The following is a 22,090-nucleotide window of genomic DNA, read 5'->3' on the forward strand; positions in this document are numbered from 1 at the left end:
TACAATTGTAAAAATAGGGAAGATTAGGAGGTTGAAATCTTAAATCAATTGATCAATTTGGAGGAAGAAGAGAAAGTGAAATTCAATTAATTAAGCTAACTATTGATAATAGACACAAAAAAACGACTATGATAGTCGTGTGTTTAAAACAGAATGGTGGAGACTATCGGGATCGAACCGACGACCTCTTGCATGCCATGCAAGCGCTCTCCCAGCTGAGCTAAGCCCCCAATTATAATGTTAATCTACATATATTATACAAAAATAGGCAGAAACTTCAAGTCTAAAAATTGAACTTAATCTATCTTTTTGATAAAGCTACACACTTCGGTAGATGGAATAAACAAAAACGGTAGGAATTACTAAAATAAGTGAATTCTTGTAAATTTAATTAAAAAGGGCAAATGCTGCAAATCTAAAAGGAACATATTATAGATAATACATGGGTTAAAACTATAAATGAAAATATAGATATTTGTTTTAATAGCTCACTTGGCATCCCCTTTTTCTGACTTTAGAGTAGGATAATATAACATTTAGTTAATTCCTTTAAATAAATAGCATTCATTTAAAGAAAAAAATTCCGAGAAAACAACAAATTTTTTTCACTCGAAGAATAAATAAGTCTTATAGCTTAGTACTAGATGCCGAGTATCTTGTTTTATCTTCACATTATAGCCTCCTATTAGATTTATTACCGTAAGGCTCTTCTGTGAATTTCACCGTACATTTCCTAATAAAAGGTTTTGAACATCTTTAAAAAATCCCAAACAATTATACGAACCTCCTATTCATTGGCATCTTCGTATAATTATTTGGGATTATTGTATGCTGGAATATTTTTGTCCAAGCAACTTTCTTTTTTTAGTATTAAGGAATATGAAATTAATTTAAACTTTCAATTTCAATTTCTTTTACACCATTAATTTCGGAAATCTCTTTATATACTTCGGTCACTTCTCTTTTTTGATTAACAATTAATATAAGGTAGATAGAATGCTCACCAGTTTCTAAATCTTTTATCCTTAAATGCTTTATTCCTGTTTTTAAACTTTGAATTGCTTTTATAATAGTAGTTACATTTTCTTTTTGATGGGCTTTTAATTTCACTTTAATTTCTTTTTCTCTTAGTTGGCGAGGACCAATCGTGCTCATAAAGATGGGTACGAATTTTACGCTGATTAATAGAAGTGTCACTCCAATAAGAGCTTCTATATAATATCCTGCTCCAACCGCGATTCCAATTCCACCTGCTCCCCAAATCAAAGCAGCGGTCGTTAAACCGGAAATACTATCATTTCCTCTTCTTAGAATAACCCCTGCACCTAAAAATCCAATACCGGAAACTATTTGAGCTGGCAAGCGCAAAGGATCCATTTGGATATTAACCTGATCGCTCCCTGGGAATTTATAAGCTGCTTCGATTGAGATAATAGTTAATAAGCAGCTCACAATACTTATTACAAGACTTGTCTTTAGACCAACTGGTTTCCGTTTGATTTCTCTTTCTAAGCCAATGATTAATCCAAGACCGGCAGAAATGCCTATTTTTAATAAAAAATCAATATTGATATCCATAACGTTCCATCTCCTGCTATTAGTTAGTATGGTAAGCTCTCCTTATTACCGAATAAGTAAATGGATGAAATTTTTTAAAGGAAACAGGAAATAAAACAAAGTGTATTCTTTTAATGAATTATAGTGGTGAAATCTATTAGAAAAAATCCTAACGTATAATATCCTTAAAACGTAATTAGTAAACACCCAATAATACTAATTAAGTGTATGTTAGAAAGGGAAAAAAATTCTTTGTAATGGAGGATAATCCGTCTTTTTTTAGTAACTTATAAAAAAAGTTTAAAAAAGTATTGACCTCAATATTAGAATGGTGTTATATTTATATCCGTCGCTGAAACAACAAGAAATGTTGAAGTTAACGGCGGGAAAAGTTTTTTGAAAAAAAACTATTGACATTGAATGTTGATAGGTGGTATATTAGGAAAGTCGCTTCTTGAGTGGCTAACTAAATTGCTCTTTGAAAACTGAACGAACAAACGTCAATAATAATCATTTTATAATGAACATTATAGAATGACAACAAGTAATAAAAAGCTAGAGTTTAGCATTTGAGCTAATCAACTCTTTATTGGAGAGTTTGATCCTGGCTCAGGACGAACGCTGGCGGCGTGCCTAATACATGCAAGTCGAGCGGACTTTAAAAGCTTGCTTTTAAAGTTAGCGGCGGACGGGTGAGTAACACGTGGGCAACCTGCCTGTAAGACTGGGATAACTTCGGGAAACCGGAGCTAATACCGGATAATCCTTTTCTACACATGTAGAAAAGCTGAAAGACGGTTTACGCTGTCACTTACAGATGGGCCCGCGGCGCATTAGCTAGTTGGTGAGGTAACGGCTCACCAAGGCAACGATGCGTAGCCGACCTGAGAGGGTGATCGGCCACACTGGGACTGAGACACGGCCCAGACTCCTACGGGAGGCAGCAGTAGGGAATCTTCCGCAATGGACGAAAGTCTGACGGAGCAACGCCGCGTGAGTGATGAAGGTTTTCGGATCGTAAAACTCTGTTGTTAGGGAAGAACAAGTACAAGAGTAACTGCTTGTACCTTGACGGTACCTAACCAGAAAGCCACGGCTAACTACGTGCCAGCAGCCGCGGTAATACGTAGGTGGCAAGCGTTGTCCGGAATTATTGGGCGTAAAGCGCGCGCAGGCGGTCCTTTAAGTCTGATGTGAAAGCCCACGGCTCAACCGTGGAGGGTCATTGGAAACTGGGGGACTTGAGTGCAGAAGAGAAGAGTGGAATTCCACGTGTAGCGGTGAAATGCGTAGAGATGTGGAGGAACACCAGTGGCGAAGGCGACTCTTTGGTCTGTAACTGACGCTGAGGCGCGAAAGCGTGGGGAGCAAACAGGATTAGATACCCTGGTAGTCCACGCCGTAAACGATGAGTGCTAAGTGTTAGAGGGTTTCCGCCCTTTAGTGCTGCAGCAAACGCATTAAGCACTCCGCCTGGGGAGTACGGCCGCAAGGCTGAAACTCAAAGGAATTGACGGGGGCCCGCACAAGCGGTGGAGCATGTGGTTTAATTCGAAGCAACGCGAAGAACCTTACCAGGTCTTGACATCCTCTGACACTCCTAGAGATAGGACGTTCCCCTTCGGGGGACAGAGTGACAGGTGGTGCATGGTTGTCGTCAGCTCGTGTCGTGAGATGTTGGGTTAAGTCCCGCAACGAGCGCAACCCTTGATCTTAGTTGCCAGCATTTAGTTGGGCACTCTAAGGTGACTGCCGGTGACAAACCGGAGGAAGGTGGGGATGACGTCAAATCATCATGCCCCTTATGACCTGGGCTACACACGTGCTACAATGGATGGTACAAAGGGCAGCAAAGCGGTGACGCCTAGCAAATCCCATAAAACCATTCTCAGTTCGGATTGTAGGCTGCAACTCGCCTACATGAAGCTGGAATCGCTAGTAATCGCGGATCAGCATGCCGCGGTGAATACGTTCCCGGGCCTTGTACACACCGCCCGTCACACCACGAGAGTTTGTAACACCCGAAGTCGGTGGGGTAACCTTTTGGAGCCAGCCGCCTAAGGTGGGATAGATGATTGGGGTGAAGTCGTAACAAGGTAGCCGTATCGGAAGGTGCGGCTGGATCACCTCCTTTCTAAGGAAAATGGAATTCACATTCCATCAAAGATTGTTGACGATTTGTTGTTCAGTTTTGAGGGAGCAATTCCTCAAAAACAGTAATAAGTTTGAGGGTAAAGAGAAACGAGTAGATCAAGGAAGCAAACGCGCGAGCACCGGAGCGTACAACAGTACGTGAGGAGCAGAGCGAAGAAGCTGACGAAGAGATGCGAAGTTTATCTTTAGCCGAAATTGTTCCTTGAAAACTAGATTATGAATAGTAAAAACAAGAAAGAAACCGAGTAATCGCCATCTTAGATTCTCTATTTTAGAGAATTATTTCTTTGAAAAGTAATCGTATCAATCGAATACTCTTTCAAAGATTTGAGAGCAAAGAGAAGCAAGTAGGTCAAGGAAGCGACCGAGCGAGCACCGGAGCGTACGCTAGTACGTGAGGAGCAGAGTAAGGAAGCTGACGAAGAGATACGCCGCTTATCTTTGGTCGAAACTAAGTTAAGTTAGAAAGGGCGCACGGTGGATGCCTTGGCACTAGGAGCCGATGAAGGACGGGATTAACACCGATATGCTTTGGGGAGCTGTAAGTAAGCTTTGATCCAGAGATTTCCGAATGGGGAAACCCTCTATCCGTAATGGGATAGAATCTTTACCTGAATACATAGGGTACTGAAGGCAGACCCGGGGAACTGAAACATCTAAGTACCCGGAGGAAGAGAAAGCAAACGCGATTCCCTGAGTAGCGGCGAGCGAAACGGGATTAGCCCAAACCAAGAGGCTTGCCTCTTGGGGTTGTAGGACACTCTATATGGAGTTACAAAGGAACGGGGTAGACGAATCGATCTGGAAAGGTCAGTCGTAGAAGGTAAAAACCCTGTAGTCGAAACTTCGTTCCCTCCAGAGTGTATCCTGAGTACGGCGGGACACGAGAAATCCCGTCGGAAGCAGGGAGGACCATCTCCCAAGGCTAAATACTCCCTAGTGACCGATAGTGAACCAGTACCGTGAGGGAAAGGTGAAAAGCACCCCGGAAGGGGAGTGAAATAGATCCTGAAACCGTGTGCCTACAAGTAGTTAGAGCCCATTTATGGGTGATAGCGTGCCTTTTGTAGAATGAACCGGCGAGTTACGATTACATGCGAGGTTAAGTTGATAAGACGGAGCCGCAGCGAAAGCGAGTCTGAATAGGGCGAAATAGTATGTGGTTGTAGACCCGAAACCAGGTGATCTACCCATGTCCAGGGTGAAGTCCAGGTAACACTGGATGGAGGCCCGAACCCACGCACGTTGAAAAGTGCGGGGATGAGGTGTGGGTAGCGGAGAAATTCCAATCGAACTTGGAGATAGCTGGTTCTCTCCGAAATAGCTTTAGGGCTAGCCTCAAGATTTAGAGTATTGGAGGTAGAGCACTGTTTGGACTAGGGGCCCCCATCGGGTTACCGAATTCAGACAAACTCCGAATGCCAAATACTTATTCTTGGGAGTCAGACTACGAGTGATAAGATCCGTGGTCAAGAGGGAAACAGCCCAGACCACCAGCTAAGGTCCCAAAGTATACGTTAAGTGGAAAAGGATGTGGAGTTGCTTAGACAACCAGGATGTTGGCTTAGAAGCAGCCACCATTTAAAGAGTGCGTAATAGCTCACTGGTCGAGTGACTCTGCGCCGAAAATGTACCGGGGCTAAACGTATCACCGAAGCTGTGGATTGACATCTAATGATGTCAGTGGTAGGAGAGCGTTCTAAGGGCGTTGAAGCTAGACCGTAAGGACTGGTGGAGCGCTTAGAAGTGAGAATGCCGGTATGAGTAGCGAAAGATGAGTGAGAATCTCATCCACCGAATGCCTAAGGTTTCCTGAGGAAGGCTCGTCCGCTCAGGGTTAGTCGGGACCTAAGCCGAGGCTGAAAAGCGTAGGCGATGGACAACAGGTTGATATTCCTGTACCACCTTTCAATCATTTGAGCAATGGGGGGACGCAGGAGGATAGGGTAAGCGTGCTGTTGGATTAGCACGTCCAAGCAGTTAGGCCGGTAATGAGGCAAATCCCATTACCACATAAGCGGAGCTGTGACGGCGAGGGAAATATAGTACCGAAGTTCCTGATTCCACACTGCCAAGAAAAGCCTCTAGCGAGATTGATGGTGCCCGTACCGCAAACCGACACAGGTAGGCGAGGAGAGAATCCTAAGGTGAGCGAGAGAACTCTCGTTAAGGAACTCGGCAAAATGACCCCGTAACTTCGGGAGAAGGGGTGCTCTTGCGGGTGCAAGCCTGCGAGAGCCGCAGTGAATAGGCCCAGGCGACTGTTTAGCAAAAACACAGGTCTCTGCGAAGCCGCAAGGCGAAGTATAGGGGCTGACACCTGCCCGGTGCTGGAAGGTTAAGAGGAGGGGTTAGCGTTCGCGCGAAGCTCTGAATTGAAGCCCCAGTAAACGGCGGCCGTAACTATAACGGTCCTAAGGTAGCGAAATTCCTTGTCGGGTAAGTTCCGACCCGCACGAAAGGTGTAACGATCTGGGCACTGTCTCAACGAGAGACTCGGTGAAATTATAGTACCTGTGAAGATGCAGGTTACCCGCGACAGGACGGAAAGACCCCGTGGAGCTTTACTGCAGCCTGATATTGAATTTTGGTACAGCTTGTACAGGATAGGTAGGAGCCTTGGAAGCCGGAGCGCTAGCTTCGGTGGAGGCATTGGTGGGATACTACCCTGGCTGTATTGACATTCTAACCCGCACCCCTTATCGGGGTGGGAGACAGTGTCAGGTGGGCAGTTTGACTGGGGCGGTCGCCTCCTAAAAAGTAACGGAGGCGCCCAAAGGTTCCCTCAGAATGGTTGGAAATCATTCGTAGAGTGTAAAGGCACAAGGGAGCTTGACTGCGAGACCTACAAGTCGAGCAGGGACGAAAGTCGGGCTTAGTGATCCGGTGGTTCCGCATGGAAGGGCCATCGCTCAACGGATAAAAGCTACCCCGGGGATAACAGGCTTATCTCCCCCAAGAGTCCACATCGACGGGGAGGTTTGGCACCTCGATGTCGGCTCATCGCATCCTGGGGCTGTAGTCGGTCCCAAGGGTTGGGCTGTTCGCCCATTAAAGCGGTACGCGAGCTGGGTTCAGAACGTCGTGAGACAGTTCGGTCCCTATCCGTCGTGGGCGTAGGAAATTTGAGAGGAGCTGTCCTTAGTACGAGAGGACCGGGATGGACGCACCGCTGGTGTACCAGTTGTCTTGCCAAAGGCATCGCTGGGTAGCTATGTGCGGAAGGGATAAGTGCTGAAAGCATCTAAGCATGAAGCCCCCCTCAAGATGAGATTTCCCATAGCGTAAGCTAGTAAGATCCCTGAAAGATGATCAGGTTGATAGGTCAGAGGTGGAAGCGTGGCGACATGTGGAGCTGACTGATACTAATAGATCGAGGACTTAACTAAAACGAAAAGCGGAAACGCCTGTTTATCGGCGTTGTAGCTGGACAATAATGATTACTCATTTCTTTCTTTACTTCATAATCTAGTTTTCAGGGAATAATTTTCTAAAATTATCCTTGAAAAAATCTCAAAAACATGTATAATAAAATATGTCTTGAGAAAAGTCTGGTGGCGATAGCGAGAAGGTCACACCCGTTCCCATACCGAACACGGAAGTTAAGCTTCTAAAGCGCCGATGGTAGTTGGGGGTTCTCCCCCTGTGAGAGTAGGACGTCGCCAGGCATTATATATGGAGGATTAGCTCAGCTGGGAGAGCATCTGCCTTACAAGCAGAGGGTCGGCGGTTCGATCCCGTCATCCTCCACCATTATTATGGACAGACTATACACGCCGGTTTAGCTCAATTGGTAGAGCAACTGACTTGTAATCAGTAGGTTGGGGGTTCAAGTCCTCTAGCCGGCACCACTTTTTTTGAGCCATTAGCTCAGTCGGTAGAGCATCTGACTTTTAATCAGAGGGTCGGAGGTTCGAATCCTCCATGGCTCACCATATAGTAAATATTGGTTTTATTAAGCGGGTGTGGCGGAATTGGCAGACGCACTAGACTTAGGATCTAGCGCCGCAAGGCGTGGGGGTTCGACTCCCTTCACCCGCACCAATTAATTAAATATTATGCGGAAGTAGTTCAGTGGTAGAACACCACCTTGCCAAGGTGGGGGTCGCGGGTTCGAATCCCGTCTTCCGCTCCAAAAACAATGCCGGGGTGGCGGAACTGGCAGACGCACAGGACTTAAAATCCTGCGGTAGGTGACTACCGTACCGGTTCGATTCCGGTCCTCGGCACCATTGTTTTTAAATTAATGCGCCCGTAGCTCAATTGGATAGAGCGTCTGACTACGGATCAGAAGGTTATGGGTTCGACTCCTTTCGGGCGCGCCATTATATTTCGGGAAGTAGCTCAGCTTGGTAGAGCACTTGGTTTGGGACCAAGGGGTCGCAGGTTCGAATCCTGTCTTCCCGACCAGCGAAACATATGGGGCCTTAGCTCAGCTGGGAGAGCGCCTGCCTTGCACGCAGGAGGTCAGCGGTTCGATCCCGCTAGGCTCCACCAATATTTACATTTATTAATATGATGGCGGCGTAGCTCAGCTGGCTAGAGCGTACGGTTCATACCCGTGAGGTCGGGGGTTCGATCCCCTCTGCCGCTACCATAAAAAATCTGGACCTTTAGCTCAGTTGGTTAGAGCAGACGGCTCATAACCGTCCGGTCGTAGGTTCGAGTCCTACAAGGTCCACCATATCATTGAGGAGGAATACCCAAGTCCGGCTGAAGGGATCGGTCTTGAAAACCGACAGGCGGGTCAAACCGCGCGGGGGTTCGAATCCCCCTTCCTCCTCCATTTGATTTACTTATATTATTGTCGCGGGGTGGAGCAGTCTGGTAGCTCGTCGGGCTCATAACCCGAAGGTCGCAGGTTCAAATCCTGTCCCCGCAATCTGGTCCGGTAGTTCAGTTGGTTAGAATGCCTGCCTGTCACGCAGGAGGTCGCGGGTTCGAGTCCCGTCCGGACCGCCATTTAAGATGGCTCAGTAGCTCAGTCGGTAGAGCAAAGGACTGAAAATCCTTGTGTCGGCGGTTCGATTCCGTCCTGAGCCACCATTTAGTTTTTTCTAAAATGAAGGTATAAAACGATGGCGGCTATGGCGAAGTGGTGAACGCATCGGATTGTGGCTCCGACACTCGTGGGTTCGATTCCCACTAGTCGCCCCATTATAAAAAATTAATATGCGGGTGTAGTTTAATGGTAAAACCTCAGCCTTCCAAGCTGATGTCGTGGGTTCGATTCCCATCACCCGCTCCATATTTAGGGCCTATAGCTCAGCTGGTTAGAGCGCACGCCTGATAAGCGTGAGGTCGATGGTTCGAGTCCATTTAGGCCCACCATAAAATGAATATTCCGCAGTAGCTCAGTGGTAGAGCATTCGGCTGTTAACCGAACGGTCGTAGGTTCGAGTCCTACCTGCGGAGCCATTTTTTTTGGGGAAGTACTCAAGAGGCTGAAGAGGCGCCCCTGCTAAGGGTGTAGGTCGCGTAAGCGGCGCGAGGGTTCAAATCCCTCCTTCTCCGCCATTATTGGCCCGTTGGTCAAGCGGTTAAGACACCGCCCTTTCACGGCGGTAACACGGGTTCGAATCCCGTACGGGTCATAAAAAACTGATAGCATATGCTATCAGTTTTTTTATTGATTTAAGAAAGTTAGACGTTGGATCATTAAAGTGATTAGAATAAGAAATTTTAGATGTTATTAAAATTTTCCCTGTTTTAAATTTTCTTCCCATTTATCCTCACTTGTAAATAATTTGTTACCTGGATTATTTAAATCAAAATCGGAAAGAAATCCAGTATATGGTCCTCTAAACATGTCAACAGCAAGTATTTTTTGGTCCGGTGCTTCAAAGAATGGATTATAATTTTTTGGTTTCTGTTCATTCAGATATTCTTCTTCACTTTTACTCATAATAAGTTACCTTCCTTATTTTTAGAGATCCTTCTTAGTATTCCTAATCATTCAAAATCTATGATAAAAATTCACAATCTAAATTAGTCAATTAAACATAAAAAGTTTTAGAGTAACATAAAATTTTAAAAACAAAAAAGGATTTACACTTTATTGATAGAATATTAAAATTAATCGAATTTAATTCTATGTTCAATTTGTAATGAATGTCGTAATTTGTTTTAGAAATTGATAAAAAGGGAATTAGCATGTACAAAGTGTAAAGTTTAGTCACTTAATATTATATGTAATAGAAAGTAGGATGACAGTGGAGACAGTATATCCAACAGAATTTCAACTACATTTATTTCACGAAGGTAACTTGTTTGAGGGCTATAGATTATTTGGATCCCATGTTCATCATAAAAATGGAGAGGTTTACACCAGTTTTTGTGTATGGGCTCCAAATGCTCTATCTGTTCAATTGGTTGGGGATTTTAATAATTGGAATGGGGAAGGTTTTTCACTGGAACGAATTAATAAAGAAGGTGTGTGGCTTCTAAATGTTAATAAGGATTTAACAGGTGCGATGTATAAGTATAAATTAACATCTCCTGATGGAAATGTGCTTCTTAAGGCTGACCCATATGCTTTTTTCTCCGAATTAAGACCCCATACAGCTTCTATTGTTTATTCATTGGAAGGCTATAAATGGAAAGATTCAAAATGGAAACAAAAAAAGACAAAAAAGAATTCCCTAAATGAGCCATTAGCTATATATGAAGTTCATTTAGGATCTTGGAGAATGCATGAGAATGGAGATCTTTATTCTTATAGAGAACTTGCTGATGAATTAATTCCTTATGTAATAGAGCAAGGATTTACACATATTGAGCTACTGCCTTTAGTTGAACATCCCCTTGATATATCTTGGGGATACCAAGGAACAGGCTATTACTCTGCAACGAGCAGATTTGGGGAGCCTAAGGATTTAATGTATTTTATCGACAAGTGTCATCAGCACGGACTAGGAGTTATTTTTGACTGGGTGCCAGGTCATTTCTGTAAGGATGCGCACGGATTATATCAATTTGACGGAACGAGTCAATTTGATTATGGTAATCCATTAGATCGCGAGAATTACGTTTGGGGAACAGCAAATTTTGATTTAGGAAAAAAAGAAGTTCAGAGCTTCCTTATTTCAAACGCTATTTTTTGGATGGAGTATTTTCATGTCGATGGATTTAGAGTAGATGCTGTTTCTAATATAATTTATTGGCCAAATTCCAATGAAAACAGTGTGAATCAGTACGGAATCGATTTCCTCCAAAAATTAAATCAAACAGTATGTCAATATGATCCGTCAGTCTTGATGTTTGCTGAGGATTCTACTGACTGGCCCCAAGTAACTGCTCCAGTCCATTATGGCGGTATTGGATTCCATTATAAATGGAATATGGGGTGGATGAATGATATTTTAACCTATATGGAAACTGATTCAGTTAATAGAAAGCATATACATGATAAAGTCTCCTTTTCTCTGCATTATGCATTTTCCGAGAATTTTGTTCTGCCCTTCTCACATGATGAAGTTGTTCATGGAAAAAAATCGTTAGTAGATAAGATGCCAGGAGATTATTGGCAAAAATTTGCTCAATTTCGTCTTCTTTTAGGATATATGATTGCCCATCCAGGAAAAAAATTATTATTTATGGGAAATGAATTTGCACACTTTGCAGAATGGAAAGATAAAGAACAGTTAGATTGGATGTTGCTAGATTATGAGATGCACCAAAAAGCAAATGAGTATATGAAAGAATTACTAAAAATCTATAAAAGATCTAAGCCTTTGTATCAACTGGATCATGTTAATGAAGGCTTTGAATGGATTGATGTAAATAATAGAAACCAATCGATATTCTCCTTTATACGTAAAGCTGAAAAAGAAGAGGATTATTTAGTCGTAATTTGTAATTTTACCTATCATACATATGAAAATTATAGGATAGGTGTGCCTCTAAATAACTCTTTCCGAGAAATATTAAATAGTGACACTGATAGATTTGGTGGAGCTAATTATATAAATAAAAAAGTAATAAAAGCAGAAAATGTAGAATTTCATGGTAGACCTTTTTCTGTTCAGCTAACAATACCAGCTTTCAGTATGATAGTTTTACGTCCAGTTCAACATCGGAAGGGGAGAAAAGGAAATGGGAAAGAAACGGTGCGTCGCAATGCTTCTAGCAGGAGGAAAGGGGAGTAGGCTATATTCATTAACCAAGAGTCTAGCAAAGCCTGCTATTCCTTTTGGAGGAAAATATCGAATTATTGACTTCACCTTAAGTAATTGCTCCAATTCTGGAATAGAAACAGTTGGTGTTTTAACACAATATCAGCCGCTAGTTTTAAACTCTTACATTGGAATAGGAAGTGCGTGGGACTTAGATCGTGTTAATGGAGGAGTAACTGTTTTGCCTCCATATAGTGAATCTTCCGAAGTGAAATGGTATACGGGAACAGCCAGTGCCATATTTCAAAATCAGAACTACTTGTCTCAATATGATCCTGAATATGTTCTTATTTTATCTGGAGATCATATTTATAAAATGAATTATGAGGAGATGCTAGAATATCATATCTCAAAGCAAGCAGATGCCTCTATCTCTGTCATTCAAGTAGGATGGGAAGATGCTAGTAGATTTGGAATTATGAATACAAATAAAGATATGCACATCATTGAATTTGAGGAGAAGCCAAAGCATCCAAAGAATAATTTAGCCTCTATGGGTATTTATATATTTAAATGGAAGGTATTAAAAGAATTACTAGAAGAAGATAATTTAAACAAAAATTCATCACATGATTTTGGGAAAGATATCATTCCTTTATTAATAGAAAAACAGAAAAAGGTTGTTGCCTACCCATTTAAAGGATATTGGAAAGATGTTGGAACTGTGCAAAGCCTTTGGGAAGCAAATATGGATTTATTGGATGAGACTAGTAATTTAAATATATCTGATTATAATTGGAGAATTTATACCGTAAATCCAAATCATCCACCACAATATATTTCTAATGATGCACTGGTTAAGGAGTCCATGGTAAATGAAGGATGTATTATTAGTGGGAATTTAGAAAAATCAATAGTCTTTCAAGGGGTTACTGTAGGAAAAGGGACAATCATTCGTAGTTCTGTAATAATGCCTGATGCTAAGATTGGCAACAATGTTTATATTGAGAAGGCTATTGTCCCTTCTGACATTACAATACCAGATGGAATGGTCATTAAACCAAATAAAGACGTAGATGAAGTAGTCCTAGTAACAGAAGAAATGGTTAATGAAATGATTTCCTAACAAACTAGAAGGAGGGATTAAGATGATAAGATCAATGCTGGGCATAATTGATGCAACAACACATATGGAAGATTTAGAAGAGTTAACTGCTCATCGTACACTAGCTGCACTTCCAATTGGTGGACGATATCGTTTAATTGATTTTGTTCTTTCCAATATGGTGAACTCTGGAATAGGAAGTGTTGCTATTTTTCCAAAGTATCAGTACCGCTCTTTAATGGATCACTTGGGATCGGGGAAAAACTGGGACTTAGATAGAAAAAGAGATGGTTTATTTTTCTTTCCTGCATCAATGGATGATGCCAATACTAGTGGTATAGGTTCTTTTAATCATTTTTCAGCAAATATGGATTATTTTCAGAGAAGCAAGCAAGAATATGCATTAGTTGCGAATTGCTTTACCGTTTTTAATATGAATTTTACTCCTGTACTAGAACGTCATCTCGATTCTGGCTGTGATATAACGGAGATTACCAATAATGGAAGTTCCCTAGAAATATATCTAATCAAGAAATCAAAGCTAATTGAATTAATACATTCAAGGGATGATAAGGGTTATACATGTATGAAAGATGTAGTAATAGATATTAATAACCAGTTAAAAATATGTGAATATGAATATAACGGCTATGCCGAAAAAATAAATTCTATATCTAGTTATTATCATGTAAGCAAGGATATTTTAAAATCTAAAGTATGGAATCAGCTTTTTATAAAAGAGAGACCAATATTTACTAAGGTGAAAGATGAGCCACCTACTCGCTATACAAGTACGGGTGAAGTAAAAAACTCAATGATAGCAAATGGATGTGTTATTGAAGGCGATATTACCAACAGTATTATTTCTAGAGCTGTGAAAGTTGGAAAAGGTTCTAGTTTAAAGAATTGTATTATTATGCAAAAATGCACAATTGGAGAAAATTGTCATTTGGACTCAGTGATTCTAGATAAGGATGTTACAGTTGAAAGTGGTACAGTGATGACAGGTACTGCTACTTCTCCTTTTGTAGTAAGAAAAGGAACCGTGCAAGGAGCGTTGATGAATTCGTGAGAGTATTATTTGCAGTTTCAGAATGTGTACCATTTATAAAATCAGGAGGACTGGCAGATGTAGCTGGTTCTCTTCCAAAGGAATTAAAAAAACAAGGAACAGATGTAGCAGTAATTATGCCAAAATATCAAGATATCCCTGCCCATTTACTTGCCAACATAGAGAAGAAAAGATATTTCTATGTGCCAGTAGGCTGGCGAAATCAGTATTGTGGAATAGAAGAATTAGAAGTAGACGGTATCACTTTTTATTTTATTGATAATGAGTGGTATTTTAAGAGAAGTGGCTTATATGGCTATGGGGATGATGGGGAGCGTTATGCATTCTTTAATCGAGCTGTATTAGAAAGTTTACCATTTTTAGCCGATTTTCCAGATATCATTCATTGCCACGATTGGCATACAGCAATGATTCCTTTCTTATTGAATGTGGACTATAAATGGAGAAAAGAGTATAGCGATATTAAGACTGTTTTTACCATACATAATCTTCAGTTTCAAGGAATATTACCAAGAGAGGTACTTGGTGATTTATTTAATGTAAATGATTATTATTTTACAACAGAAAATCTAGAATTCTATGGAAACGTAAATTTAATGAAGGGAGGACTTATCTCTGCCGATAAGATTACAACAGTAAGTCCTACATATAAAAACGAAATACAAACAGAATATTATGGAGAGAAGCTGAATAATGTATTAAAGCAGAGAGAGTCAGATTTATACGGTATTATTAATGGTATTGATGAAGAAACATACAATCCGGAAACAGATTCTATGATAGCTGCTAACTATACCGTTACTTCTTTAGAGAAAAAACAAGAAAACAAAAGATTTATTCAGCAAAAATTTGGATTAAAAGAAAATCCGGATATTCCAATTATTTGTATGATATCAAGATTAACCAGTCAAAAGGGACTAGAACTAGTTAGACATGTATTTCACGAAATGATGGAAGAAGAAGTACAGTTTTTAGTTTTAGGAACAGGCGATCCGGAGTTTGAGAATTTCTTTCGTGAAATGGAAGATATGTATTCAGACAAATGTAAAGCATATATTGGATTTGATGAAAACTTAGCTCATCAAATATATGCAGGTGCAGATTTATTTCTAATGCCCTCTAAGTTCGAACCTTGTGGCTTAGGTCAGTTAATAGCTTTGAGATATGGTAATATCCCAATTGTTAGAGAGACAGGTGGACTTAATGACACAGTGTTCTCTTATAATGAAGTGGCTAAAGAGGGGAATGGATTTAGTTTCTCCAATTTTAATGCACATGATATGCTTTATACAATTAGAAGAGGTATTCATTTTTATAAAGAAGATAAAGAAGTATGGCATAAACTAATGAAAAATGCAATGTCAATGGATAATAGCTGGGCTCAATCTGCATTTAAATATAATCAATTATATGCAGAGCTTATCTCGAGGAGTGAATCCCATGTTTTCTAATAAGGAACGATTTAAAAAGTATTTTTTACAAAGGCTTGAAATGACTTATGGAAAAACCTTTGAAGATACAACAAGTAGTGATCATTTTCAAACATTAGGTCACATGATTAGAGAGTATGTGAGCTCGAATTGGATTCAGACAAATGAGCAAAGTCGGAAAAGTGGCGGGAAAGAGGTTTATTATCTTTCGATTGAGTTTTTATTAGGACGATTACTTCATAATAATTTAGTTAATTTAGGTATTGATCAAGTAGTAATAGACGGATTGGCGGAACTTGGGATTGATTTTTTTGAAGTGGAAGATATTGAACATGATGCAGGTCTTGGAAATGGAGGGCTAGGAAGACTTGCTGCTTGTTTCTTGGATTCTCTTGCTACATTGAACTTACCAGGACATGGCTGTGGTATCCGATATAAGCATGGATTATTCGAACAGCGAATTGTCGATGGATATCAAATTGAGTTGCCAGAACAATGGCTAAAGCAAGGACAGGTATGGGAAGTTAGAAAGGAAGATTTAGCAGTAGATATTTATTTCTGGGGAAATATTGATATGTATAGGAAGGATGGAAAGTTACAGTTTCGACATTTAAATGCCGAAACTGTAACAGCAGTTCCACATGATGTACCAGTAATAGGCTACCATACAACAACGGTAAATACCTTGAGGCTTTGGAATGCAGAACCGTCTTCCTTAATTGCAAAAGATGTTAAAGACATTATGCGATATAAACGGGAAACAGAATCGATATCGGGTTTTTTATATCCAGATGATTCCAATGATGAAGGGAAAATTTTGCGATTAAAGCAACAATATTTTCTAGTATCTGCAAGCCTTCAATCCATTGTTCGTAATTATAAGCAGCATCATAAAAATATTCGTGAAATACATAACTATATAAGTATTCATGTAAATGATACTCATCCAGTATTAGCAATCCCAGAGTTAATGAGAATATTAATGGATCAAGAGGGATTAGGATGGGATGAAGCGTGGAATATAACTACAAAAACTATCTCTTACACTAATCATACCACATTATCTGAAGCATTAGAGCAATGGCCAATCTATATTTTTCAGCCCTTATTACCAAGGATTTATATGATAATTGATGAAATAAATGAGCGTTTTTGCAAAGATTTATGGGATAAGTACACTGGTGATTTTCCGAAAATTGAGAAAATGGCAATAATTGCAGATGGCATGATTAAGATGGCACATTTAGCATTAGTCGGCAGTCATAGCGTTAATGGAGTGGCAGAAATTCACACAGAAATTTTAAAGAAACGAGAAATGGCTAATTTCTATGCATTTTATCCAGAAAAATTTAATAATAAAACGAATGGAATCACACATAGAAGATGGTTAATAAAAGCCAATCCCAAGCTTGCCAACTTAATTTCTCAAACAATTGGTGATAAATGGATTGACGAGCCAGCACAATTAAGAGAATTACTGTCTTATCAAGAGGATGGAAATTTCAAAGAAAATCTTGCAGCAATAAAGCAAACTAATAAGGAGATACTTGCGAAGATAATTAAGGACAAAAATGGTATTCTTGTAGATCCTTCGTCTATTTTCGATGTTCAAGTAAAAAGATTGCATGCATATAAGAGGCAATTACTAAATATTCTGCACATCATGTCTCTATATAACAAGCTGAGGGAAGATCCATCTATTGAGATGGAGCCGAGAACATTTATATTTGGAGCAAAAGCTTCACCTGGTTATTATTATGCAAAAAAAATAATCAAGTTAATTAACTCTGTTGCCCAAAAGGTTAATAATGATAAAAGAATTCAAAATAAATTAAAGGTTGTTTTTTTGGAGAATTATCGGGTTTCTTTAGCCGAACACATTTTTCCTGCTGCAGATATTAGTGAACAAATTTCAACAGCGAGTAAAGAAGCTTCTGGCACCGGAAATATGAAATTTATGATGAATGGTGCGCTAACTGTTGGCACGCTAGATGGAGCAAATATTGAAATGCATGATTTAGTAGGAGACGATAATATATTTATCTTTGGAATGAATTCCGATCAAGTGTTAGAATTATATCAAAATGGTGGCTATAGCTCTCGGGAGTACTATTATCATGACGATAGAATCCATGCAGTGGTCAATCAATTGAAAAATGGTTTCTATGATCATCCATCTAATGAATTTGATCCGATTTTTGATTCTTTGCTTATAGAGAATGATCAGTTTTTTGTATTAAAAGATTTTCATTCTTATGCAAAAGTTCATGAAGAGGTCAATCAAGCATTTAAGAATAAGCAAGACTGGCTGCAAAAAAGTATTGTGAATATAGCGATGTCAGGGCATTTTTCAAGTGATCGAACAATAAAACAATATGCAGATGAAATTTGGAATATAAAACCATATTCGTAATGTATAAAGGAGATTCTTCTGAATCTCCTTTATACTCTCTGCTTGAATACAGGAAAGAGGAAAAGGACTATTCCTCTTCTTCCTCCTTATCTTCTGTGTATCCATCTGTCTCGTGGTAGGGAACATCGCCAAAAGGAGCTTCAATTCCTTCCTTATCTAATGCTTGTTCATATTTTTCGTGTGCTTTAGAACGATAAACAGTCCGTTCCGATCCATCGATATTTGTTCCTACAAATGTTTCATAGTCCTCTGTAAAACCTTCGTCATCACTTTTTCGATCGTAAAGACTATCATAATCTTCAAAATCTCCTCTTAAATCAGAAGGTGTCTCAGAAGTGCCATAACGAGCAACTTCCTGAAAACTATCTTCATAGTCTCTGACAGCACCAGTATCATAGTGACGATACTGATTTCCATGAGCAAATTCAAGCATATCCTCCTCGACTGGGCGATCAGAAGCAATAAATTGTTCGTCGCTATATTCCTTAAGAGTTAGTGCAGTTGGAATTGCTTCTAATCTTTCATAAGGAATTTCTTTCCCTGATACTGTACAAATTCCATATGATCCATCTTCCATTGCCTTTAAAGCATTATTTATTTTATCTAATTCAGATTGATCATGCTGTTCTAGAGCTAAATCCTTCTCTCTTTCATATAACTCAGTTCCCATATCTCCCGGATGGTTATCGTAATTAGATAATTCGCCAACAGATTCTCGTGCACTATCCCCACTTACATTATCATCAATTCGGTTTAAAATCTCCGCTTTTCTTTCTTCAAGATTTTGTTTCAAGTGATTTATTTGTTCTTTTGATAACAAGTTAAACACATCCTTATCCATGCAATTGTAATAACAGTAGTATAAGCGAATGGAGCATGATTAAAACGGTAAGATGTTGTTCATAAATTTCCCTATTTTATCGATATCAAACCTATCTAAAAAGAATATGCCTCTTTTCTATAAATAATTAAAATTTGGAAATGGCATTAAGAATTCACTATGATTGACATAATATAAAGGACAGGTGTATCGTAAAATATGCTAAAATAATGAATGAGCGTATATCTTTGAACCAATATAAGCAAGAAGCTAATTCTTGATTTGTTTTAGGGGGATTCACAAAGGGATGAATGATAGAAGAGGAACAATGGTACAAACAGAAATAAGGGATAGTGTTTCTCCTACGATATTAGTAAGTGAAGTAAAAATGGTAGAAGAAAAAATGAATATTCTCGATTTTTTTTCTAAATACCATGCTTATAAAGGAAAACGTTTTTTTTGGAAGGACCCTTCTGGAAAAAACATAATTGTAGGAATTGGCATTTGTGAAAAGATTGAAAGTTCTTTAGGGGAAAGCTCCTATTCTCATGTAGAGAAGAGATGGAAGAGTCTCCTAGAAAAAGCAATAGTGTATAATGAATTCAATCATATTGGAATCGGTCCAGTGCTTTTAGGAGGCTTTGCCTTTGATCCATTAAAAGAAAAAACAGAACTATGGGATGGCTTCTCAGAAGCTCATTTTTATGTGCCACAGTTTATGTTAAGTGAAATTGATGGAAATCAATTTATTACAATTAATATATTGATTCATTCAGATAAAATAGAATATGCAAAAGAAGTATTGAGGAAACAATCTTTTGCGTTGCCAAAAAGAATAGAGGAATATACTCCCGTTTCTTTACCTTCCATACAGAAAGTAATGGAAGTTGATCGTGAAAAATGGAAAGTAACGGTTGATAAGGTAATTAGAAAGTTAGACGGGAATCTAAAAAAAGTAGTATTAGCTCGAGCTAGTAAAGTGAATTTTACAAAAGATATAGTGACAGAATCCGTTCTAAGAAATTTAATACAACAGCAAAGCAACGGATATATTTTTGCTTTAGAAGCTCATGATAAATGCTTTACTGGGGCATCACCTGAACGATTGGTTAAAAAAGCAGGAGATACCGTATTTTCAACATGTCTGGCTGGTTCTATTTCTAGAGGCAATAATGAAGTAGAAGATAGTGCATTGGCTGAAGAGCTGCTATCTGATTCGAAAAATAGAGAAGAACATAATTATGTTGTTAAAATGATTAAGAATGCCATGGAGGAAGTTTGTACGACTGTAGAAATCCCGGCAAATCCGCAAATCATGAAAATGAGAGATATTCAACATCTTTATACGCCCGTTAGTGGCAAAGTAAAGGAAACAGAATCTTTAATTTCATTAATTCGATTATTGCATCCTACTCCAGCTCTCGGTGGTTTTCCACGTGATGAAGCTTTAGAGGTTATAAGAGAAGTGGAGGGATTGGATAGAGGGCTTTACGGTGCTCCGATAGGCTGGCTTGATTATGAGGGAAATGGTGAGTTTGCTGTCAGTATCCGTTCTGGATTATTACATGGAAACAGTGCTACAATCTTTGCTGGATGTGGTATTGTTGCTGACTCTGATCCTGAATTAGAGTATACGGAAACAGCTATCAAATTTAAGCCAATGCTTACAGCGTTAGGAGGAAAATAAAATGAATCATCAACAACAATTAACAGCCTATTTGCATGCACTAATAGCTGAATTAGGAAAGAGTGGTGTAGAACATGCTGTAATAAGCCCTGGTTCTAGATCTACACCAATTAGTCTGTTGCTTGCAGAACAGGAAGATATAAATCTGCATATTCATGTTGATGAACGATCAGCTGCTTTTTTTGCATTAGGAATAGCGAAAGCATCCAAAAAACCAACTGTATTAGTATGTACATCGGGAACAGCTGCGGCTAATTATTTTCCTGCTATCGTAGAGGCGAAAATATCTCGAATTCCGTTAATAGTACTTACGGCAGATCGTCCGCATGAGTTAAGAGATGTAGGTGCACCTCAAGCGATTGATCAGCTAGACCTTTATGGGAAGCATGTAAAATGGTTTATGGAAATGTCCACACCTGATAATAGTCCAGGAATGATTCGATATGCTAAAACAGTAGGAGCTAGAGCAGTTTCGATGGCAAAACAACAACCAAGTGGTCCAGTACATGTAAATATACCATTACGGGAGCCGTTAATTCCTGACTTAGATAATTTAGACAGTTATCAATTAAACGAAAAAGAAAAGCCTGCTATTCGAATGGATATAGGTGACTTTAGAATGAATGATGCTTATTTTCTGGAATTAGCAGCTAGTCTTGATGGGAAAGGGATTATAATATGCGGAGAGATAGATAAAGAAGATTTTTCAGCAAAGGTAATACAATTGGCTGAAAAGACTGGTTTCCCAATCATTGCTGATCCTCTCTCTCAACTGCGGAGTAATAGTGCAGGAACGAATAGCATTATTGACACATATGATACTTTTTTAAGAAATGAAAAGGTAAAATCTCTACTAAAGCCAGATGTGATAATACGCTTTGGCAGTATGCCTATCTCAAAGCCATTAACTATTTTCTTACGCGAAAATGAAAAAGCAAAACAGATAGTTGTAGATGGTGGCATCGGCTATCGAGATCCTAATCAACTGACAACAGATATGGTTTATTGTGAAGAAGGGTATTTTTGTGAAAAGCTTGCATCATTTATATCTCATTGCTCAATAAATCACTATTTAAATATATGGATAGATATTAATGAACTCACAAAAAAGGAATTAATGCAAACAGCGGAAATTCAAGAAATAAGTGAAGCAAAACTCTTTCATAGCTTGGGTGAAATGATTCCGAATGATGCGGTGTTATTTGTTGGAAATAGTATGCCTATTCGAGATTTAGATACTTTTTTTCATAAACAAAATAAAAAAGTTACTATTATCGCAAATAGAGGAGCTAATGGAATCGATGGGACAATTTCTACAGCTCTTGGAGTTGGAGTCATTAAACAACCATTATTTTTAATTGTTGGGGACTTAACATTTTTCCATGATTTAAATGGTTTAGTATTATCTCATTTGTATAAGCTCCCGATAACTGTGCTATTGATAAATAATAATGGAGGCGGAATCTTTTCGTTTTTGCCACAGATAAATCTTCCAAGACATTTTGAACTGCTTTTTGGGACTCCTTTAGGTATTGATTTTAAGCATGCTGTTGAAATGTATAAGGGACAGTATAAACTTATTGAAAGTTGGCAAGGGTTAGAGACACAATTTCAGCATAGTAATTTTGAAGAAGGTATGAGAGTTTGGGAGCTGCGGACAAATCGAGAGAAAAATCTAATAGAGCATCGGCAAATGACAGATAGGATTCAAAAGATTTTAAATCAGCTGGGCTAAAAG

10 protein-coding genes, 22 tRNA genes and 3 rRNA genes are annotated in these 22,090 nt (G+C 39.3%); 31 read left to right on the forward strand and 4 right to left on the reverse strand.

What is annotated here, in order from left to right; translation table 11 throughout:
* Nucleotides 1–154: 154 nt before the first annotated feature.
* Together ACWNMZ_RS09615 and ACWNMZ_RS09620 are read right to left on the reverse strand one after the other, a co-directional pair.
* A tRNA-Ala gene (locus tag ACWNMZ_RS09615) sits at nucleotides 155–230 on the reverse strand.
* Nucleotides 231–885: 655 nt separating this feature from the next.
* Nucleotides 886–1,578, reverse strand: coding sequence for an MgtC/SapB family protein (locus tag ACWNMZ_RS09620; protein ID WP_031536977.1), 693 nt, complete (start codon nucleotides 1,576–1,578; stop codon nucleotides 886–888).
* Between the two features lie 565 nt (nucleotides 1,579–2,143).
* Here ACWNMZ_RS09620 and ACWNMZ_RS09625 point away from each other — a divergent pair.
* The 24 genes from ACWNMZ_RS09625 (at nucleotide 2,144) to ACWNMZ_RS09740 (ending at nucleotide 9,305) form a co-directional block, all read left to right on the forward strand.
* Nucleotides 2,144–3,691: ribosomal RNA gene (locus tag ACWNMZ_RS09625) — 16S ribosomal RNA — on the forward strand.
* A gap of 474 nt (nucleotides 3,692–4,165) precedes the next feature.
* A 23S ribosomal RNA gene (locus ACWNMZ_RS09630) occupies nucleotides 4,166–7,100 on the forward strand.
* A gap of 161 nt (nucleotides 7,101–7,261) precedes the next feature.
* Nucleotides 7,262–7,379: ribosomal RNA gene (rrf, locus tag ACWNMZ_RS09635) — 5S ribosomal RNA — on the forward strand.
* The 16S, 23S and 5S rRNA genes sit together here with 21 tRNA genes alongside, the layout of an rRNA operon.
* 9 nt (nucleotides 7,380–7,388) lie before the next feature.
* Nucleotides 7,389–7,464: transfer RNA gene (locus ACWNMZ_RS09640), tRNA-Val, on the forward strand.
* Between the two features lie 22 nt (nucleotides 7,465–7,486).
* Nucleotides 7,487–7,562: transfer RNA gene (locus tag ACWNMZ_RS09645), tRNA-Thr, on the forward strand.
* An 8-nt stretch (nucleotides 7,563–7,570) separates the two neighbouring features.
* Nucleotides 7,571–7,646, forward strand: a tRNA-Lys gene (locus tag ACWNMZ_RS09650).
* A 24-nt stretch (nucleotides 7,647–7,670) separates the two neighbouring features.
* A tRNA-Leu gene (locus tag ACWNMZ_RS09655) sits at nucleotides 7,671–7,755 on the forward strand.
* 16 nt (nucleotides 7,756–7,771) lie between these two features.
* Nucleotides 7,772–7,846: transfer RNA gene (locus ACWNMZ_RS09660), tRNA-Gly, on the forward strand.
* A gap of 8 nt (nucleotides 7,847–7,854) precedes the next feature.
* A tRNA-Leu gene (locus tag ACWNMZ_RS09665) sits at nucleotides 7,855–7,943 on the forward strand.
* A gap of 16 nt (nucleotides 7,944–7,959) precedes the next feature.
* A tRNA-Arg gene (locus ACWNMZ_RS09670) sits at nucleotides 7,960–8,036 on the forward strand.
* A gap of 8 nt (nucleotides 8,037–8,044) precedes the next feature.
* A tRNA-Pro gene (locus tag ACWNMZ_RS09675) sits at nucleotides 8,045–8,121 on the forward strand.
* A gap of 11 nt (nucleotides 8,122–8,132) precedes the next feature.
* Nucleotides 8,133–8,208, forward strand: a tRNA-Ala gene (locus ACWNMZ_RS09680).
* 23 nt (nucleotides 8,209–8,231) lie between these two features.
* Nucleotides 8,232–8,308, forward strand: a tRNA-Met gene (locus tag ACWNMZ_RS09685).
* A gap of 10 nt (nucleotides 8,309–8,318) precedes the next feature.
* Nucleotides 8,319–8,395: transfer RNA gene (locus ACWNMZ_RS09690), tRNA-Ile, on the forward strand.
* 9 nt (nucleotides 8,396–8,404) lie between these two features.
* Nucleotides 8,405–8,497 (forward strand) — tRNA-Ser (locus ACWNMZ_RS09695).
* Nucleotides 8,498–8,519: 22 nt separating this feature from the next.
* Nucleotides 8,520–8,593, forward strand: a tRNA-Met gene (locus ACWNMZ_RS09700).
* A gap of 3 nt (nucleotides 8,594–8,596) precedes the next feature.
* A tRNA-Asp gene (locus tag ACWNMZ_RS09705) sits at nucleotides 8,597–8,673 on the forward strand.
* An 8-nt stretch (nucleotides 8,674–8,681) separates the two neighbouring features.
* Nucleotides 8,682–8,757 (forward strand) — tRNA-Phe (locus tag ACWNMZ_RS09710).
* Nucleotides 8,758–8,792: 35 nt separating this feature from the next.
* Nucleotides 8,793–8,868: transfer RNA gene (locus ACWNMZ_RS09715), tRNA-His, on the forward strand.
* A gap of 17 nt (nucleotides 8,869–8,885) precedes the next feature.
* Nucleotides 8,886–8,959: transfer RNA gene (locus ACWNMZ_RS09720), tRNA-Gly, on the forward strand.
* Nucleotides 8,960–8,965: 6 nt separating this feature from the next.
* Nucleotides 8,966–9,042 (forward strand) — tRNA-Ile (locus ACWNMZ_RS09725).
* A gap of 12 nt (nucleotides 9,043–9,054) precedes the next feature.
* Nucleotides 9,055–9,129 (forward strand) — tRNA-Asn (locus ACWNMZ_RS09730).
* Nucleotides 9,130–9,137: 8 nt separating this feature from the next.
* Nucleotides 9,138–9,228: transfer RNA gene (locus ACWNMZ_RS09735), tRNA-Ser, on the forward strand.
* Between the two features lie 5 nt (nucleotides 9,229–9,233).
* Nucleotides 9,234–9,305 (forward strand) — tRNA-Glu (locus tag ACWNMZ_RS09740).
* A 98-nt stretch (nucleotides 9,306–9,403) separates the two neighbouring features.
* Here the strand turns inward: ACWNMZ_RS09740 and ACWNMZ_RS09745 are convergent.
* The gene (locus tag ACWNMZ_RS09745; RefSeq protein ID WP_235252696.1) at nucleotides 9,404–9,616 is read right to left on the reverse strand and encodes a hypothetical protein; all 213 of its coding nucleotides are present in this window, start codon (nucleotides 9,614–9,616) and stop codon (nucleotides 9,404–9,406) included.
* A gap of 301 nt (nucleotides 9,617–9,917) precedes the next feature.
* Here ACWNMZ_RS09745 and glgB point away from each other — a divergent pair, with 301 nt between their 5' ends.
* Genes glgB through ACWNMZ_RS09770 form a run of 5 tightly spaced genes read left to right on the forward strand, consistent with a single transcriptional unit; the run spans nucleotide 9,918 to nucleotide 17,845 of the window.
* Nucleotides 9,918–11,858, forward strand: coding sequence for a 1,4-alpha-glucan branching protein GlgB (gene glgB / locus ACWNMZ_RS09750; RefSeq protein ID WP_235252695.1), 1,941 nt, complete (start codon nucleotides 9,918–9,920; stop codon nucleotides 11,856–11,858).
* A complete protein-coding gene (locus ACWNMZ_RS09755) occupies nucleotides 11,806–12,951 on the forward strand; it encodes a glucose-1-phosphate adenylyltransferase (RefSeq protein WP_031539012.1) in 1,146 nt (381 codons plus the stop codon). The genes glgB and ACWNMZ_RS09755 overlap by 53 nt, the downstream gene beginning before the upstream one ends.
* Before the next feature lie 22 nt (nucleotides 12,952–12,973).
* Nucleotides 12,974–14,002, forward strand: coding sequence for a GlgC family sugar phosphate nucleotidyltransferase (locus ACWNMZ_RS09760; RefSeq protein WP_235252694.1), 1,029 nt, complete (start codon nucleotides 12,974–12,976; stop codon nucleotides 14,000–14,002).
* A complete protein-coding gene (gene glgA, locus ACWNMZ_RS09765) occupies nucleotides 13,999–15,453 on the forward strand; it encodes a glycogen synthase GlgA (protein WP_235252693.1) in 1,455 nt (484 codons plus the stop codon). Before ACWNMZ_RS09760 ends, glgA begins: the two co-directional genes overlap by 4 nt.
* Entirely contained in the window at nucleotides 15,443–17,845 is a 2,403-nt protein-coding gene (locus ACWNMZ_RS09770) for a glycogen/starch/alpha-glucan phosphorylase (RefSeq protein ID WP_235252692.1), read from the forward strand. Before glgA ends, ACWNMZ_RS09770 begins: the two co-directional genes overlap by 11 nt.
* A gap of 67 nt (nucleotides 17,846–17,912) precedes the next feature.
* On the opposite strand, the gene ACWNMZ_RS09775 is transcribed toward ACWNMZ_RS09770, so the two are convergent.
* A complete protein-coding gene (locus ACWNMZ_RS09775; protein ID WP_449598614.1) occupies nucleotides 17,913–18,665 on the reverse strand; it encodes a TraR/DksA C4-type zinc finger protein in 753 nt (250 codons plus the stop codon).
* Nucleotides 18,666–18,972: 307 nt separating this feature from the next.
* Between ACWNMZ_RS09775 and ACWNMZ_RS09780 the strand changes: the two genes are divergently transcribed.
* Nucleotides 18,973–20,352 carry an isochorismate synthase gene (locus ACWNMZ_RS09780; protein WP_449598606.1) on the forward strand — a complete coding sequence of 460 codons (1,380 nt, stop codon included), beginning with the start codon at nucleotides 18,973–18,975 and terminating at the stop codon, nucleotides 20,350–20,352.
* A gap of 1 nt (nucleotide 20,353) precedes the next feature.
* A complete protein-coding gene (gene menD, locus ACWNMZ_RS09785; RefSeq protein WP_449598607.1) occupies nucleotides 20,354–22,087 on the forward strand; it encodes a 2-succinyl-5-enolpyruvyl-6-hydroxy-3-cyclohexene-1-carboxylic-acid synthase in 1,734 nt (577 codons plus the stop codon).
* Nucleotides 22,088–22,090: the final 3 nt, after the last annotated feature.

It is taken from the genome of Niallia sp. Marseille-Q9988, from assembly GCF_976954375.1.

Bases quoted from the DNA above. Each gene is read 5' to 3' on its own strand.
- ACWNMZ_RS09620 (WP_031536977.1), bottom strand. From the start codon at position 1,578: ATGGATATCAATATTGATTTTTTATTAAAAATAGGCATTTCTGCCGGT.
- ACWNMZ_RS09745 (WP_235252696.1), bottom strand. From the start codon at position 9,616: ATGAGTAAAAGTGAAGAAGAATATCTGAATGAACAGAAACCAAAAAAT.
- glgB (WP_235252695.1), top strand. From the start codon at position 9,918: ATGACAGTGGAGACAGTATATCCAACAGAATTTCAACTACATTTATTT.
- ACWNMZ_RS09755 (WP_031539012.1), top strand. From the start codon at position 11,806: ATGGGAAAGAAACGGTGCGTCGCAATGCTTCTAGCAGGAGGAAAGGGG.
- ACWNMZ_RS09760 (WP_235252694.1), top strand. From the start codon at position 12,974: ATGATAAGATCAATGCTGGGCATAATTGATGCAACAACACATATGGAA.
- ACWNMZ_RS09770 (WP_235252692.1), top strand. From the start codon at position 15,443: ATGTTTTCTAATAAGGAACGATTTAAAAAGTATTTTTTACAAAGGCTT.
- ACWNMZ_RS09780 (WP_449598606.1), top strand. From the start codon at position 18,973: ATGAATGATAGAAGAGGAACAATGGTACAAACAGAAATAAGGGATAGT.
- menD (WP_449598607.1), top strand. From the start codon at position 20,354: ATGAATCATCAACAACAATTAACAGCCTATTTGCATGCACTAATAGCT.